Source organism: Neobacillus niacini (genome assembly GCF_030817595.1).
GTDB lineage: Bacteria > Bacillota > Bacilli > Bacillales > Cytobacillaceae > Neobacillus > Neobacillus niacini_G.
The window spans coordinates 1,346,037-1,361,821 of record NZ_JAUSZN010000001.1 but is presented as its reverse complement, the minus strand read 5'-3'; the positions used below and the strand labels follow the sequence as shown (position 1 = coordinate 1,361,821).

Sequence of the window (15,785 nt, the reverse complement as noted above, 5' to 3'; positions counted from 1 at the left end):
TTCTTGCTGTGTCATCTGGGATATTTAGTAGTGGGAAAAAGAGGAGACATCTACATCAATATAGAATAAGTATTTAAATGTATTAATTGATGTGGGTGGTCTAATTTGAAAAATAATAAACCTAAAAAAATACATATTATTGGTTCTGTTGGAAGTGGAAAAACAACGTTAGCAAAAAACTTATCGACAAAGTTAAATATCCCATTTTATGAATTAGATAATGTTGTTTGGAAAAGGAATAAATCTGGAGATATAAGAAGAACAGAAGAAGAAAGAGAAAAATATTTGTATTCTATTACTCATTCTGAAACGTGGATTATTGAAGGAGTTCATAATGAGGATTGGATGGCTAGTAGTTTTCAAAATGCTGAATTGATTATTTATCTAGATACAAAATATTCAATAAGAACTTATCGCATAATAAAGAGGTTTGTATTACAAAAACTTGGATTAGAAAAATCAAATTACAATCCTACAATAAATATTTTCTTTAAAATGTTTAAATGGAATAGACATTTTGAAGAAGTTGGCAAACCTAATTTTTTTAATAAGCTTGGAATATACAGCGAGAAATTACTAGTTGTAACAAATCAAAGAAGTATTGAGAATTACTTCAACTAATGGAGTGCATTAATTAAACATAATTCAGCTGCCATTTGGCGGCTGTTTTTATTCTGCTAACGGAAGGTTAGTAGAAGAAAGCAAGATAGGTTATTACTAGAATTAGGTTGAAGGAGTTGAAGCTATGAAAAGGTTAGTAATTATTACAGTGGGTAAAACCCATTCTGGAAAGACTACATTTGCAAATGCGTTAGAAAAACAGTTAAATAACTCTTTTGTTATGGATCAGGATAACCACGCTGAATTTATTAGTAAATTTTATAAGAACTTACAACCAAAGCAAGGACCCAATACTCTTAAGCATTCCGTCTCAAAGATGATTGTAGATTATGCCAAAGAACATACTGATTTACACTTTATTATATGCAACTCAAATCGAAGTCGAAAGGGAAGAGTGTATTTGCTAGAAGAGTTGTTTACTCCTGATGAATTTGTCCGAATCTTGGTTTACTTTGATATACCTGATGATGTTCTGCAAGGACGAGTTCTTAAAAGTCAAAGAAATACGAATATATTTAGGGGTGCATTTTCAAATTTTGAGGAAGTGCTTGTTAGGCAACAGACTGAATCATTAAGAGGAGATGTAGTTGACCCAATTGAGGGTGAAGCAGATCATTTATTTGTAATTAAGGACAACGAGGATGTTAATTCAGTTATACAAAGAATTGTTTATTTTTCTGAAAGATATTAGGCTCTAACGGGGCAGTGGAAGATAGGATTCCCTGTATATGAAACATCAAAAAGAGCATTGGTTTTCAAAACCGACACTCTTTTTGATGTTTCATTTATATCGGTTATTGATTAAGGCGTTTGTATGTCCTTGCTTATTTCTTAGGAATGAAGCCGTAATCGCTAAAATCCCAAACCCTATTATCTTAATAGTTATATTGCCTAAATAGCTTATATCCTCAACTGTTGTTGCCGCTAAAATAGAACCGATAAGAATAAATGGAAATGCAATTAACCACCTCAATTTTTCAATCCTCCCTCTAAAAAAGTAGGTTTATGGATTTCAGCATATTGACCAGTATTATAATTTGGAATATTTTGTTAACTTAAGTTTATCATAGAACATGTTGGTGAAGAACTTTGAATGTTTAATTTCTTTTCTGTAATTTCTAATTGTTTGTATTAGCATGGACCTTAAAAGTACTTTCAGTTTAATGAAGAATACATAATAGAGACTGGTGTGGTGTCACTGTACAAGCAACAGTATGTAGCATAGATGAGAAAATATATTTAATTAAAATGCGGCGGTCTTACTTTTTCACTGAACCTTTGTTTTTATAGGCTTGTGTTCATCTAGCCGAGCAGGTCTTCAATAGTGAAATTTTTTAATGGTAATAGCCATACAAGAAATAATAGGAGGGGGATTTATTGGAGATTTTGTATAGTTCTTTTGCAGGGTTTTTGTTCTTAATGGTTGGTATTATTGCTTTTTTTCCTCCTCCAAAATTACCTTGGGTAATGAGATTTTTTATTGTTTTTATAGGTTTAGGATTTACTTTATATTCTCTTCGGCTTAATTTCTTCTTAAAAGTAACCGGTGGTTCATTTGGTCAAGGGGTTGCTGCCGCAACCCTTGATTCTTGTTTCCACTAAAAAGTTGTTTCGTTTGTTAAAGGAAAGTGGTTAGTTAATTAAACCTTCCAGCAGTATCGCCATTGCTCAAATTAGTAGGATCAGTTTCTTTAACACAATTATTAGCTTCCTTGTCAGTACCTTTATTAGAATATTCGTATTCCACGTCTCTATCCATATTGCTTATTGCGTTTTTTAAAAACTCTTGTTTTCTCATGGGTTGCACACCTCCTATTTTTCTTTTTTCTTAGTTTAACCAATTATGGATTTATCATTTGTTGGAAAATTTCTATGGTTATAAAAAGTTAGGTAAATTGAAGAAAGGATGAAAAAACAGAAGGACAGATTAAACTACCAACCTGTCCTTTTTCCGTAGTAGAAACCGTTACTTGATGACTGAAATTAAACTTCATCCTCTCGGATAGTGACTACATTTTCATGACCACATCGGTTACATATAAACCAAGTTGCAATATATCCCCATCCATCGGGTCTCTGATTTGTTTCTTCATAAACGTGACCTTTTAATTTACAGATGATTATCGCTAAAATACCCATGATAAAAACCTCCTTCGATTAAAAGTTGATTTTCTATTTTTTCATATTTATGCTCCAATGCTTGTCATCGTTGTTTTAAGTTTTCACTACAATCATTACAAAGAAGTAAATTATCTGACTGGATCTATTTTCTTCGCATACAACGCATAACAGATGGGAGGGGACTAAAAAAAATGTGAAGTATTACAATCAAAGTAACGGAGCATTTAGTTGAAGAAGGATTCTCTGTTCAGATGTTGAATAACATAAAAAGGTAAGAACTTTTATTCGAATTACTATTTTCAGCAGAAACTATAACCAAGCAAGTACAAAGGAGGAGTGACTAATGAAATTTATGATGGTTGTCAAGGCTCCGAAGGATTCTGAAGCAGGGACAATGCCAAAGGAGCAGATGGAGAAGATGTTTGCTGCGATGAAAAAATACAATGAAGAACTGAAGAAAGCAGGAGTTCTGGTATCAGTTGGTGGACTCCATCCAAGCTCCAACGGCATTCGTATTTCTTACCCTGTTCCGGGAGAACCGCCGACCATAACAGAGGGTCCTTTCTCCGAAGTCAATGAGTTGATTGCAGGATACTGGTTCATAGATGTGAAATCTCGCGAGGAAGCCATCGAGTGGGCGATGCGTGCGCCAGATCCGCATGGTCTTGGAGAAGGACAGATCGAGCTTCGCCAAGTATTTGAATAGACAAATAAGCTGCACGTCGGATTAACAATGATTCTATTGAAGTGGTTCTAATCAATCATAAAGCTAGGAATTAAAGATATAGGATCAATAACCATCATGGCTTGGTATAAATGCAATGATTTATTTATTTTTAGAATACTGATGTTTGTGAAGTAGTGTACTTAAACTAAAAGGTGCAAGAGTAAAAAGGCAGCGGAATTGTCCGATGCCTTTTGCCATTCATCACTAAAAATATTTTCTATAAAATTCTCCTCTAAGGCTGCCACTTAACTGAGCATAAATCCTAGTGGTTTCGCTTTTTTCATGCCCTAGTAAACTTTGAATAACATCGATAGGAGCACCGTTGTTCAATAGGTGGGTGGCATAGCTGTGGCGTAGTTGGTGGGGATGTATTTCTTTGTTGATCCCTGCACGGCTTGATATTCGCTTTATGATGTACCTCATTTGACCAATACTCATTCGGTGCGGGTGTCGTTCCGTAACAAAAATAGCTGGGTCATTATCTTGGCGAAGATCTAAATATCGCTTGAGCCAGATTTCACACCGTATATTAAAGTAAACCTCCCTTTCCTTATTCCCCTTTCCAAGAACAATTGCAGAGCGATTTGACCAATTAATACTATTTTTATTAAGAGAAACAATTTCACTATTCTACAACCTGTTGAAAACATAAATTCAAATAATGCTTTTTCCATTGGAGTAAAACACGCTTCCCTCAAATGTTCAATTTCTCTCTCCGTTAAAAATTTCGGAATCCGTTTTCCTTGTTTAGGTTCTTTAATTTTTGCAGCTGGATTTTTTTGAATATGCCCTTCCTCGTGTGACCAACGAAATAGTGATTTAATAAATCGAATCCGATGAGCTAAACTTGATGGCTTTAAGTGTTCACTGGATTTTGCTAGGTATCCTTTCAACTGATCGGTTGATACTGATCCAATACTTACATCATTAAAGTGATGGATGAGTAACTTAGAATGGAGTCTATACGCTTTTAATGTCTGTGGAGAGAATCCTTCAATCCTCTTATGCGATTCATAAAGTTCCCAGACTTTTGCTATTTGCAAATTCAATTCCTCCTTAAGGGATGTGTCAGAGGAATTATTGCCTTGAATATAGAAATAAACACGTTGATATTGAAGTAACGAGGCAGTTTAGCATTCCTGTAGATCGTTAATTATCAGGTTTGAAAAAAATAAGGCCCCTCAGTAAGATATGAGTATAGACACCACTCTAACTCAACTCTTAAGGAGGAAGCCCTACTATGAATTTTAAAATGCAAGACAAACAAAATCAACTAATAGAAAGAATTTCCGATACACATCTTATTGTTGGTGTAGACATTGCTCAACAATTTCACGTTGCTCGAGCTGTAAACTTCCGTGGAATTGTAGTGGGAGATCCCCTTACATTTGTAAATAATGAAGAGGGGTTTGTTAAACTGAAAAATTGGATTGAAAAGTTAAAGAAACTAAAAAACCTAGATTCCACAATAGTAGGTATGGAACCCACTGGCCATTACTGGAAAAACCTATCTAAATGGCTTGTTAAACAAAAAATTGAGGTAGTAACAGTCAATCCCCATCTAGTAAAGAGAAACAAGGAGAATCGTGATAACACTCAGTCAAAGAGTGATAAAAAAGATGCACTCGTTATCGCTGATATGGTGAAAAACGGCTATTATTCCTTTGTTCGCCCTTCATCTGAATCCTTTGAGAAACTCAGAGTTTTAATTTCTAATCGTGACGTGATTGTTAAACGTCTCGTAAGCTCTACCAATCAGATCCATAGATGGGTAGATATTGTGTTTCCAGAACTTAGACAAGTATTTAAAGATGTTACTTGTAAAGGGGCAATCGCAACCCTCCGATTATTTCCTACTCCTAATGAAATAGCTTCCTTTGAGCCTCTAGATGTCATGAGGGGATGGAAGTCTATAATGCAGCGACAACCAGGACCCAAAAAGGCTCAATTACTAATCAATCTAGCAAAATCCTCGATTGGAACTGGACAAGCATTGGACGCTTATAAGTTCCATTTAGAACAATTACTGGAGGAGTATGACCTCGCTATAAAACAACTCGAAAGAGTTGAACAACAAGTTAAAGAAGTTCTCAATAAAATACCATTTGCAAGAAAGCTGCTTATGATTAAAGGTATAAGTGAAATTTCATTAGCTGGCATTTTAGGAGAGGCTGGAGATTTAAGTGGGTTTTCTCATGGGAATTCTCTATTACGCCATGCAGGACTCCATTTAGCTGAAGCAAGCTCAGGAAAATGGAAAGGGCAGATTGTCCTCTCAAAACGAGGGAGGTCTAGACTACGGCGTTTCCTCTACCTAGCAACCATGAGCCTTGTGATGAATAACCCTGAGTTTAAAGCTATCCATGCATATAATGTGAAGGTCAAGAAGATGAAGAAAATGAAGTCTATCATGAAGTTGGTCGGTAAATTAGCAAGGATTTCTGTAGGTATAGCTAAGCGAAACGAATCTTACTGTGCAAATAAATTACAAGAAACAATCCCATTAGCAGCATAGGAGCAGTATGACTAAAAGTCTTATAGTTAAATAGTTATCGTAAATTTTGAATGTTGTCTTATTCGTAGGATTTCAAATATGCACGGAGTACCAGGTTTCTTCAACAAAAGGGCACTGTGACCCATCAGTTTAGCATAACTGGCCTCCACCCCTTGGATAGGTATGACGAAGGAATGAAAGGGCAATTGACCCGTTGAGACATGGGAGGGAAAGCCTCCAGGGGCGGCGTGGAGATGTGCATTATATGGTAAAATATGGAGTGGTAGCTGACTCCTTTATTTAACTATGCCTTCACGAAGCCAAGATGATCTGAACTCATTTTAATTACCCGTAAATCCAATTACAAGGGTTATGAAATCCTGCGAATAAGTGAGCATTCAAGAGATATTCGTATCAAACTGAGGGAGTTGAACAAGGAGTAGTGATAAAATAATAGAAAATGATATTTTTAATCAGATAAGGAATGTTGTTTAATGAATAAAAAAGAGTTGGAAGCAGTAATCAAACAACCACCCAATATTAGATACGAGTATTTCATAAAAAAAGTTGTAGATTCTGAAGAGGTTTGGGGTTTGTATAATGATGGTTGGGCAACAGCACAAGATGAGGAAGGTAAAATGCTTATTCCATTTTATCCTAAAAAAGAGTTTGCTGAATTCTTTGTTAAAAATGAATGGATAGGATGCAAGGCTAAACTGATTGACTTGAATTATTTTATTGATAAATGGCTTACTGGAATGAAGAAAGATGGAATAAAACCATCAATATTCCCAACTGATGATGATACAGCAGTTGTAAATATTGATGTATTTCTTAATGATTTGAAAGCTGAACTTGAAAATTATTGAATGAAAACTTTCAAGGGTCGAAGCTCTAGCTGCTATGGCAGCTTTACTTATTGAAGTAACGGGGCAGGTTACTTGAAGAAGGATTATCAATAAAACAAAGCGTATATGAATAATAATGACTTAGAATAGAAAGGACTTTTTTATTTGGAAGTAAAAATCGGGGTATTAACAATGTATTTTCCTGATGCTAGTTCAAGTGATTTTTTTATTAATGAAGACCTACCAGAATTTTTCGGATTTGAAACTAGCCAAGAAGCAGCGAAGTACGTTAGGAAAAAATTAAAAGACAAAATGGAGTCGTCTATAAAGAAGTTAAAAATTGAATATGAAACAAACGGGATTTTTATAGCTTCAAAAAAAGGTGAAGTGATAGTTGAAGCAGCGATTTTGATTAATGAATTGATTGATATTGAAATCAGTAATACAGATATAATCGAGGTAATCGAGTTAGTAAGGAATTTTAAAAGACCGAAAAAACAAAAATGGGCTGTTGGTGATATATTTTATGTTCCATTAAGCAATGGTTCTTTTAGTTTTGGACAAATAATCAAGGATAACGATGGTTTTCCAACTTGTTGTTTATTTAATATGAATTCAAATGAAATCAAAGACATTAATTCAATAATTAGTACGAATATAGTTTCAGTTTTGCCTATATCTCCTAATTCTTTAGATAATAACAACTGGAAGATAATCGGAAGCACAGAAGTTCGTGTAAACGTGGAAGAAGTAGTTAAAGGGCAACCGAAGAAATATAAACGTCGTATAACACAGAGTACCTTTCCTGACGAATCATTAAGAAACCTATCAGAAGCTATTATTGGAATCAGACCCTGGAATGAAAATGTAGACGAAGAATATTACGACAAAATGTTATTACCAGATTTAACGAAACCAAAAAGCCTTTTATATCTAACAAGAGATGAGAAAATAAATCGATTTAAAAAAATGGGATACGATTTAAATGAACTTGAAAATGCTTTTAATAAAACACCAGAATTTTATTAATATCCATAATTTGTTATTCAACTAATGGGTGCCAGAGTTAAAGACGGGCGGAGGGTATCCCTTTTCTTATTGCAGTAACGGGGAAGTTTAGTGCAAGAAGGATTAAGTGTTTACATAACAAATTATGAATAAGGGAGTTAATAGATTCAAAGGGAAATTAAATAATGGAGGAACAGAATGACTATAATCAACGGATACACTTGCAGTTGTTGCGGCAAATATCACGAAGAACTGCCCACAAGTTACGGAAACACAGCTCCCGTCTATTACTATGATGCTGCACCTAAAGAGCGAGAGGATAGGTTTGAGCTAGATGACGATTTATGCATTATGGATAACGAACATTTCTTTATTCGTGGATGTATTGAGATTCCTATAATTGGGACCGAAGAACATCTAATATGGGGTGTATGGGTTTCATTAAGTGAAGCAAATTTTAACAAAATAAAAGAACACTGGGATAAACAAGAAGTATTGGAACCAATGTTTGGATGGCTATCTACTGATTTACCTTGTTATCCTGACACAGTAAACTTAAAAACATTGGTCCATCCTCGACCAGATGGCATTCGACCTTTCATTGAACTCGAACCAACCGAACATCCTTTAGCGGTGGAATTCAGAGATGGAGTAACCATAGAACGGGTACAAGAGATAGCTGTACAGCTTTGTGTTAATAACGATAACTAAGAAAAAGAGCATTGAATCGACATCAATGCTCTTTTTATTGGAAAGATTAAGATAGTCGACATATAGAAAAGGGCACTTTGTGAAGAAATGTACTTACACTAACGGGTGCCATTCTTTAATAAGGAAGGATCGCTTAGGCGTTGTTATTGCAATTGAAAACGAGCCTAAAAGGGGTGTTATAAATGAAGTGTTTTTCTGGTGGCTATTATGTTGTCTCCCCTTTAGACCGAGCTGATAATATGGACAAGTATTTACTACCGGAAAAAATCATCTCGGCAAGCGAATGTTTGTGATTTTCATCCTGATATTGATGTTTTATGGAGAGATTCATTCTTCACGAAGGTGAAATGCACTTTTGGTAAATTGATATTCTATTAAAGACAATAATAATAACTTATTGGATAAATAATAGTATTAAATCTGGTCCCATACATAAAAAACGGCTGCATCCTTATTGTTACTCGCACTCATTAGCCGTGCCAAAAACATCTCCTGTATAAAGAAAAAAAGCTCCCTTCGTTTGAAGGAAGCTTATTATTTCATGCAATACTCGCATATTAATTTAAATCTAGGGTAAAACGCGCTGCCTTTTCCCTACCATTTGTCTCCCAAACTTTGTGTCTGAAGTTCGTTGGTTATTTCTAAATTATCTTAGTACTGGTGCTTTTCGGTGGTGGGTACCTTCCTGGTAAGAATAAGCGATTTTAATTAAAGTAGGTTCTGCAAATTCTCTTCCAAGAAGCTCCATACCGATTGGAAGGCCACTATCACTGAAACCTACCGGAACGGAAAGGGCCGGGAAACCGGAGAACGGGCTTAACATTGGTGCACTTCCAGACCCCTGATTTGTTCCTACCACAGCTGGCAAAGCATTTAAAGTCGGATAGACAAGCGCATCCAATTCATTTTCATTTAAGGTTGCATTAAGGCTTTCTTTTGTCAGCTTCGGACGATTCGTAATGATATCCTGGTATACAGGATCATTTTCTAAGGATTCCTTGCTATTTCTTGCTTTCAAGCTGTTTTCAATGCTAGGATCGTACTTTCCGCTAGCAATAATTTCTGTAAGGGATTTGACAGGTGAATTTGATCCCAAGGAAGCTAAATAATCGTTGAGGTGGAATTTAAATTCAAACGAACTAAGGCTTGGATAGGAGAGAATTTTATTGAGATTCGGAACAGTCACCTCAACTACATCGGCTCCCAACTCCTCCATATCCTGTATGGCCTGATCCATTGCTTTATTAATTTGCGGGTCATTTCCAAACAAGGCTCGAACGACTCCTATACGTGCATTCTTAAGTCCATTTTTCTTAAGGTAATGTGTATAGGTTTTAGGAATGTACCCTTTACTTGCAGCGGTAACAGGGTCGGCTGGATCATAGCCAGCAATCGCATCGAGGACTATAGCCGCATCTTCGACGGTCCGTGCAATTGGCCCACCCGTGTCTTGGGTAAGGGCAAGAGGAATAATGCCATCACGGCTGGCCAGTCCCATTGTTGGCCGTATTCCAACTAGATTGTTAAAAGAAGCAGGAACACGGATTGAACCACCGGTATCTGTACCCAATCCAACAGTAGCAAAGTTTGAAGCAACCGCTGCTGCGGTACCACCGCTAGAACCGCCAGGATACCTTGTTAGATCATACGGATTATAGGTTTGTCCACCAAGTGAACTAATGGTCAAGTATCCAAAGGCAAATTCATGAAGATTAGCTTTCCCTAAAATAATAGCCCCTTCTTCTCTTAATCTCTTCGTTTGATAGGCATCGTCCGGTGGAACCGATCCTTCAAGCGACAGCGATCCGGCTGTAGTGGGCATATCATATGTATCATAATTGTCTTTTAAAATAACAGGTATACCATGCAATTCCCCGCGGACTTTGCCCGCTTTCCTTTCCTTGTCAAGCTGCTGGGCTTCTTCAAGGACGTCTTCGTCAATTGTGATGATAGAATTAATGCTGTCATCGTATTGCTCGATTCGGTCCAGATAAAATTTAACCAGTTCCTCAGAGGTTAAATCCCCCTTTTGCATTGCTTGCTGCAGTTCAAATATTGTAGCTTCTTCAATCTGCTCCGTAAAACTTCCTTTTTTAACAGAATCTGATGCATTTTGTGCTGCAACTGCCGAAGTAGAATATAAGCTTCCCGCCAATACTAAGCTTATCGCGAAAGCAATCGGCTTACGATACCACTTTCCCATGTTGTGATCCTCCTTTGTAAAATTATGACACTATGAATATATCAATAATTATCCATAGTGTCGCAATACATGGGAGGTTTTCTTACACAGAAAATAAGAGATTTACCTGTAACATGATTAAATAGATTACAAACAATATTCATTTACGTACCCTCAAAAAACATAGTAGCATCATCTGATGGCAAAACTTTCATCTCTACTGTGCATAATAAGGAACTATATAACCCCAATAAGTCGTAGACATGCCCATTTATACAACATTTTTAAGAGGTTATTAAAGCAACATAATAAATGGAATGGAGAAGAATGATAAAAGCCCTACATAAAAGGGCTTTTATGCATTTAAAGAAACGTAGGAAGGGAGTCGAAGAAGACCAGCCTTCGTTATATTTCTGTACTTAACATAGCATGAAACTGGTTCAATGAAGACAAACTTAGCATTCTGGTCTCTTTTATCCATCCTGTAGACTCTATTTTTTTCTTCTTTTGGAACCCCAAGTTCCATGATTCCTGCATACCTACCATCCTCATAAGATAGCAGCCAGCCGAAGTCTCCTTTCCGGTACCCGTTTACAAACACATTTGTATATTGATAATTAATCACCTTAAGCCAGGAGTATGACCGTTTACCAATTTCATATGTGCTTTCCTTCTTTTTCAAAACAATCCCTTCAAGGTTTTGCTCCTTAATGAGTTCAAAGAGGGCAATACCGCTGCCTTCAAGCACATTACTTTAGATAGAATGGAGGTATTAACTGGTATGACCTCATCGAGGATTTCTTTCCGTTCATAAAGTGGCAGGTGGGTTACCTTCTCGCCGTTATGGTACTGCACGTCAAAAGCTACGAATGATACTAGCTCATGCTTTGCTAGGTGTTTCACCTTTTCCGAATTAAACACTGAAAACCGACTCATGACGGCTTCAAAATCTGGTCTCCCTGATGAATCTGTAATGACAACCTCGCCATCAAGTACTGTTCCTTTTGGTATATCCAGGTTCAAAAGTTCAGGAAAACGGGTGGTAATATCGGTATGATGGCGTGTATAAAGCTTTTTCTCTTCTATATAAGAATAGATGAGTCTGAACCCATCCATTTTCAGTTCTGATACATAATCGTCATGATTAAATGGTTCATCTGTTTTATGGAGTAACATTGGGTTGATAAACATAAAATTACCTCTTTCCAATGATACTATGAAAATGGTTTACAGAAATTAGGTGGTTGTTGGAAGGTATTTATAATACGAACGGGTAACGTTTGTTAGGGATGAGATTGTAGCGGTAATCTTTTTGCTTGTTCAACTAACGGGCAGGTTAATTGAAGAAGGTATTTCGGTTGGCTTTATAGAAATAGATTATAAAACAAAATAACTACATAAATAGTCGGGGTGAAAGTTGTGGACTCACTAATTTCAGGACAACTTATTGAAATTGAGTGGATGGATGGAACTAAAGGAAAATATACTTTCTTATATCAACAAAGTACATTTTTTTATGTTAAAGATGGAGATAAAGTAGTTTTTATTCCATTATTTAATGTGAAGAAAATTTCTAATTAAATATTTGTCCCTGCGTTTAAGAGTTGGACCGCTACGGCGGTCCATTTTTTAGTTCTGCCAACGGAGAAGTTAAGTGAAAAGAATGAATCGATTGCTATTTTATAGAAGTTAAAGTATAAGGGGGAGAAAAAACAATGATTAAATTAGTTTTAATGAATTCCGATGAATATCAAAAATATATTTCTTCAGCGATTAAATCATATGCGAAGAAAAAGTTTTAGCAGGAAATTGGAATCAGGAAGAATCAATAAGTAAAGCGGAAGAGGAATATAAAAGGCTTTTGCCAAATGGTGAGAAGACTGAGAGTAATTTCTTATACACTATTCTAGATGAAGCCAAGACCATTGGAGTTATATTGCTAGCACAGTTATCTGAAAATAGAGGATATATTTATGATATTAATATATTGGAAGAATACCAAGGATTTGGATATGGCAAGGAAGCAATGAAACAAATAGAGAATGTTGGGAAGAAACTTGGAATGAAAAAAATAGGTCTACACGTATTTGGTCATAACAAAGTTGCAAGAGGATTATATGATAAATTAGGTTATCAAACTACAAATGTACTGATGGAAAAAGAAATATAATACAATCTATTGCTCAAAAAACAGGTGCAAGACTTCAAGAACAGGGATTGCAGTGGTGATCCCTTCGCTTATTCAGCTAACGATGCATTACTTGTGCGAAATGTTTCTGACTTAAATTGGGATTGGTCACAATACTCAGGTAAAGGTCAGACAGTTCCTGTCGGAACTGAAGGATTATATCGAAGGATCAAAAGATGGGGTAACGCCCTGAAGGGTTCTCTCTTAGTCGAATAGCACTGGATTTAGTAAGAATGATAGTGTTATAAGCTCGGCGAAAAGGCGTGAGAAATTACCGTACCAGTTCGGCTGACGAAAGCCTACTCGATGGAGTGGTGTAATTCATGGCGCTTGAGTTGTTTGAATATGGTGAGAATGCGAATAAACCTAAAAGTAATGGTTAAGCTGACAAACTACTGAATGTACGGGTCTAAAACTGCGATACATAGAAATGTGTATATCACCAAATTGTGAGGTTAGATGTGGGTGAGTAAAAATAACTAATATGAAAATCCATGATACGTTGCGGGCGTATGAATGCTAACAGGCTTAAAGGAAGCACCTAAGTTCATTCTATAATAGATATAATTCAACGTTGTAAACTGGTAACGTGGAGGACTTACTTCTTATGAAACGTTGGCAAGGAAAACAATAATGATAATAGTTATTGTATAACTTGCCTTAATATCAGTGAAAGTGGTGGCATAGTACCAATGAAATGTTTAACCCACATGGAGGGATAACCACTAGACTAATATAGATTTATTCAACCAAGTAAGGCAGTTCTTTATCGATTAATAAGGTTCTTGTGAGACTAAAAGAGGTTTAACTCCGAAAGGAGTCACCAACTTATTGAAACGGAAGAAACTGAGACACAGTGAATATTATAGTATGCAAGATTGTTTTGACAAACTATATTTTCAAAGTGTCAGTGGTCATCGCTTCTATGACTTAACAGATTTAATGAGTTCTAAAGATAATATACGACTTGCCTACCGAAACATAAAAAGAAACACAGGTAGCAAAACTGCTGGAACAGATAAATTAACAATCAAAGATATTCAGCATCTAACAGTGGAAGATGTAATAGCAAGGGTTCAAACCATGTTCAAATGGTACAGACCACAATCAGTTAGGCGTGTTCTCATTCCTAAAGGATACGGTAAAACAGGACCTTTAGGTATTCCAACGATTTGGGATAGAATCTTTCAATAATGCATACTTCAAATATTAGAGCCTATTTGTGAAGCAAAATTCCATAAACATAGTTATGGATTTAGACCGAACCGCAGCACTCATCATGCCAAAGCTAGGCTGGAATTTCTTATTAATCAATCTGGACTCTACCATTGTGTCGATGTAGATATCAAAGGCTTCTTTGATAACGTGAATCATAGTAAGCTTTTAAAACAAATGTGGTCATTGGGCATAAGGGATAAATTACTTCTTTCTATTATATCTAGACTATTAAAAGCAGAGATTGAAGGAGAAGGTATTCCAACAAAAGGTACTCCGCAAGGGGGTATTCTATCACCTTTATTATCCAACATTGTCTTAAACGAATTGGACTGGTGGATTAGCGACCAGTGGGAAACGTTTGAAAGCAGATATACCTACTCCACCAATGGCAGTAAGTATCAGCATTTGAAGAAGACAGCTTTGAAAGAGTGCTTTATCGTCCGCTATGCGGACGATTTTAAAATTATGTGCAGAACAAGGTCACAGGCGATAAGAATGAATTACGCAGTGAGAGATTTCTTGAAAAATAGAATACACCTGGAAACAAGCGAAGAGAAATCAAAAATCATCAACCTAAAGAAAAACTCTTCCGAGTTTCTTGGCTTTTCAATAAAAGCTGTTAGAAAAGGAAAAACAAGATTTGGCTATGTGGCAAGGTCCGATATGTCGAAGAAGGCTAAACTAAACGCCTTCCAAAAGATTAAGGAAGCTATAAAAGTAATCAAGAAAAAGCCTTGCATTCAGGCAGTCTGGAATTTCAATACTGTCGTCATGGGAATCCAAAACTATTACTCAGTCGCTACAAACATCACTATCAATCTGAATGAGTTAAACGCTCATCTACGCAAAACGTTATATAATCAATTAAGGAACATTAGAACCGAGGCAAGTTTCCATGAGATGACTAAAACCTTACAGAAAAGATACAAGGGATATAAGACAAAACTGTTTATGATACAAAAAATGGTTTTTGTCCCCATCCATGCACAACGATGGAAAAAGACACTTGGGTTCTCGCAAGTGATATGTAACTTTACTGCCGAAGGTAGAGCAAAGATTCATAATAGCTTAAAGACTATCGACAAAAGCATGCTTTCTTACATCATGAGAAACTACATTCCAAATCGAACTATTGAATACAATGACAACAGAATCAGTAAGTTTATTGCCCAATATGGAAAATGTGCCATATTAGTAGAAGAGTTAGGAATTAATGAATGGCATTGTCATCATATAAGTCCTTATTACCTGTCGAAAGATGATAGTTATTCAAACCTGATTATTGTTCATAAAGCAATTCATCAATTAATTCATCTTAAAGATAAAGGTAAAATTGAAACTCTTTTACAATCTTTAAAGCTTACAAGTAAACAGAAAGAAAAAGTAAATAAGTTACGATTAAAATGTCTAAATGAAATAATTTAATTTTGGAAAAACAGCACTCGTCTGCTTAATACATAGAACGAATAAATTGGATTAGTTGGAACGCCGTATGAGGTGAAAGTCTCACGTACGGTGTGAACAGGGGGAAAAGGGAGCGATAATGTCAAACCCTTACCTATCTGTATAAATAAGTGGTATGTAAAAAAAGTAATGATTGCAATTATGAACCTAAAAACAGTATAAAGAGGAAAACAGCCAAACCAATCAAGCAGAACAAAATAGTG

At 35.9% G+C, this 15,785-nt stretch carries 16 protein-coding genes and 2 pseudogenes; 11 read left to right on the top strand and 7 right to left on the bottom strand.

The features are described 5' to 3' along the window. Nucleotides 1-105: 105 nt before the first annotated feature. Entirely contained in the window at nucleotides 106-621 is a 516-nt protein-coding gene (locus tag QFZ31_RS06890) for an AAA family ATPase (RefSeq protein ID WP_307301945.1), read from the top strand. Nucleotides 622-745: 124 nt separating this feature from the next. Further along, on the top strand, nucleotides 746-1,312 hold the full coding sequence (locus QFZ31_RS06885) for an AAA family ATPase (protein WP_307301943.1): 567 nt from the start codon (nucleotides 746-748) through the stop codon (nucleotides 1,310-1,312). 90 nt (nucleotides 1,313-1,402) lie between these two features. Here QFZ31_RS06885 and QFZ31_RS06880 read toward each other — a convergent pair whose 3' ends face one another. Next, complete coding sequence (locus QFZ31_RS06880; protein ID WP_307301941.1) at nucleotides 1,403-1,594, bottom strand: hypothetical protein; 192 nt, start codon at nucleotides 1,592-1,594, stop codon at nucleotides 1,403-1,405. A 404-nt stretch (nucleotides 1,595-1,998) separates the two neighbouring features. On the opposite strand from QFZ31_RS06880, the gene QFZ31_RS06875 reads away from it, so the two are divergent. Then, a complete protein-coding gene (locus tag QFZ31_RS06875; protein ID WP_307301939.1) occupies nucleotides 1,999-2,223 on the top strand; it encodes a hypothetical protein in 225 nt (74 codons plus the stop codon). Between the two features lie 34 nt (nucleotides 2,224-2,257). On the opposite strand, the gene QFZ31_RS06870 is transcribed toward QFZ31_RS06875, so the two are convergent. Beyond that, nucleotides 2,258-2,419 (bottom strand): hypothetical protein, encoded by a 162-nt coding sequence (locus QFZ31_RS06870; protein WP_307301938.1) that lies wholly within the window; start codon nucleotides 2,417-2,419, stop codon nucleotides 2,258-2,260. Between the two features lie 185 nt (nucleotides 2,420-2,604). After that, complete coding sequence (locus QFZ31_RS06865) at nucleotides 2,605-2,760, bottom strand: hypothetical protein (protein ID WP_307301937.1); 156 nt, start codon at nucleotides 2,758-2,760, stop codon at nucleotides 2,605-2,607. A gap of 325 nt (nucleotides 2,761-3,085) precedes the next feature. On the opposite strand from QFZ31_RS06865, the gene QFZ31_RS06860 reads away from it, so the two are divergent. Then, entirely contained in the window at nucleotides 3,086-3,448 is a 363-nt protein-coding gene (locus tag QFZ31_RS06860; RefSeq protein WP_307301935.1) for a YciI family protein, read from the top strand. 225 nt (nucleotides 3,449-3,673) lie between these two features. Here the strand turns inward: QFZ31_RS06860 and QFZ31_RS06855 are convergent. Further along, a pseudogene (locus QFZ31_RS06855) lies at nucleotides 3,674-4,512 on the bottom strand (tyrosine-type recombinase/integrase). Between the two features lie 197 nt (nucleotides 4,513-4,709). On the opposite strand from QFZ31_RS06855, the gene QFZ31_RS06850 reads away from it, so the two are divergent. From QFZ31_RS06850 to QFZ31_RS06835, 4 genes are all read left to right on the top strand, one after another. Beyond that, on the top strand, nucleotides 4,710-5,984 hold the full coding sequence (locus QFZ31_RS06850) for an IS110 family transposase (protein ID WP_307301933.1): 1,275 nt from the start codon (nucleotides 4,710-4,712) through the stop codon (nucleotides 5,982-5,984). Nucleotides 5,985-6,457: 473 nt separating this feature from the next. Continuing rightward, nucleotides 6,458-6,832 (top strand): DUF2750 domain-containing protein, encoded by a 375-nt coding sequence (locus QFZ31_RS06845; RefSeq protein WP_307301932.1) that lies wholly within the window; start codon nucleotides 6,458-6,460, stop codon nucleotides 6,830-6,832. Between the two features lie 144 nt (nucleotides 6,833-6,976). Continuing rightward, nucleotides 6,977-7,840: an Imm26 family immunity protein gene (locus QFZ31_RS06840; RefSeq protein WP_307301930.1), complete on the top strand. Its 864-nt coding sequence runs from the start codon at nucleotides 6,977-6,979 to the stop codon at nucleotides 7,838-7,840. A 177-nt stretch (nucleotides 7,841-8,017) separates the two neighbouring features. Then, nucleotides 8,018-8,530, top strand: a complete 513-nt coding sequence (locus QFZ31_RS06835) for a DUF2199 domain-containing protein (RefSeq protein ID WP_307301928.1) — start codon at nucleotides 8,018-8,020, stop codon at nucleotides 8,528-8,530. 646 nt (nucleotides 8,531-9,176) lie between these two features. On the opposite strand, the gene QFZ31_RS06830 is transcribed toward QFZ31_RS06835, so the two are convergent. The 3 genes from QFZ31_RS06830 to QFZ31_RS06820 all read right to left on the bottom strand — a co-directional run bounded on the left by QFZ31_RS06830 (nucleotide 9,177) and on the right by QFZ31_RS06820 (nucleotide 11,903). Continuing rightward, nucleotides 9,177-10,733 carry an amidase family protein gene (locus QFZ31_RS06830; protein WP_307301926.1) on the bottom strand — a complete coding sequence of 519 codons (1,557 nt, stop codon included), beginning with the start codon at nucleotides 10,731-10,733 and terminating at the stop codon, nucleotides 9,177-9,179. Nucleotides 10,734-11,067: 334 nt separating this feature from the next. Next, on the bottom strand, nucleotides 11,068-11,394 hold the full coding sequence (locus QFZ31_RS06825) for a hypothetical protein (RefSeq protein ID WP_307301924.1): 327 nt from the start codon (nucleotides 11,392-11,394) through the stop codon (nucleotides 11,068-11,070). Next, nucleotides 11,391-11,903: a hypothetical protein gene (locus QFZ31_RS06820; protein WP_307301922.1), complete on the bottom strand. Its 513-nt coding sequence runs from the start codon at nucleotides 11,901-11,903 to the stop codon at nucleotides 11,391-11,393. Before QFZ31_RS06820 ends, QFZ31_RS06825 begins: the two co-directional genes overlap by 4 nt. A gap of 228 nt (nucleotides 11,904-12,131) precedes the next feature. Between QFZ31_RS06820 and QFZ31_RS06815 the strand changes: the two genes are divergently transcribed. The 3 genes and pseudogenes from QFZ31_RS06815 (at nucleotide 12,132) to ltrA (ending at nucleotide 15,543) form a co-directional block, all read left to right on the top strand. Further along, nucleotides 12,132-12,293, top strand: a complete 162-nt coding sequence (locus tag QFZ31_RS06815; protein WP_307301921.1) for a hypothetical protein — start codon at nucleotides 12,132-12,134, stop codon at nucleotides 12,291-12,293. Nucleotides 12,294-12,489: 196 nt separating this feature from the next. Next, on the top strand, nucleotides 12,490-12,882 hold the full coding sequence (locus QFZ31_RS06810; RefSeq protein ID WP_307311419.1) for a GNAT family N-acetyltransferase: 393 nt from the start codon (nucleotides 12,490-12,492) through the stop codon (nucleotides 12,880-12,882). Between the two features lie 888 nt (nucleotides 12,883-13,770). Beyond that, nucleotides 13,771-15,543 (top strand): annotated as a pseudogene (gene ltrA, locus QFZ31_RS06805) (group II intron reverse transcriptase/maturase). Nucleotides 15,544-15,785: the final 242 nt, after the last annotated feature.

Coding starts and splice junctions, on each gene's coding strand:
- QFZ31_RS06820 (WP_307301922.1), bottom strand. CDS start 11,903: ATGTTTATCAACCCAATGTTACTCCATAAAACAGATGAACCATTTAAT.
- QFZ31_RS06870 (WP_307301938.1), bottom strand. CDS start 2,419: ATGAGAAAACAAGAGTTTTTAAAAAACGCAATAAGCAATATGGATAGA.
- QFZ31_RS06860 (WP_307301935.1), top strand. CDS start 3,086: ATGAAATTTATGATGGTTGTCAAGGCTCCGAAGGATTCTGAAGCAGGG.
- QFZ31_RS06845 (WP_307301932.1), top strand. CDS start 6,458: ATGAATAAAAAAGAGTTGGAAGCAGTAATCAAACAACCACCCAATATT.
- QFZ31_RS06835 (WP_307301928.1), top strand. CDS start 8,018: ATGACTATAATCAACGGATACACTTGCAGTTGTTGCGGCAAATATCAC.
- QFZ31_RS06885 (WP_307301943.1), top strand. CDS start 746: ATGAAAAGGTTAGTAATTATTACAGTGGGTAAAACCCATTCTGGAAAG.
- QFZ31_RS06865 (WP_307301937.1), bottom strand. CDS start 2,760: ATGGGTATTTTAGCGATAATCATCTGTAAATTAAAAGGTCACGTTTAT.
- QFZ31_RS06830 (WP_307301926.1), bottom strand. CDS start 10,733: ATGGGAAAGTGGTATCGTAAGCCGATTGCTTTCGCGATAAGCTTAGTA.
- QFZ31_RS06850 (WP_307301933.1), top strand. CDS start 4,710: ATGAATTTTAAAATGCAAGACAAACAAAATCAACTAATAGAAAGAATT.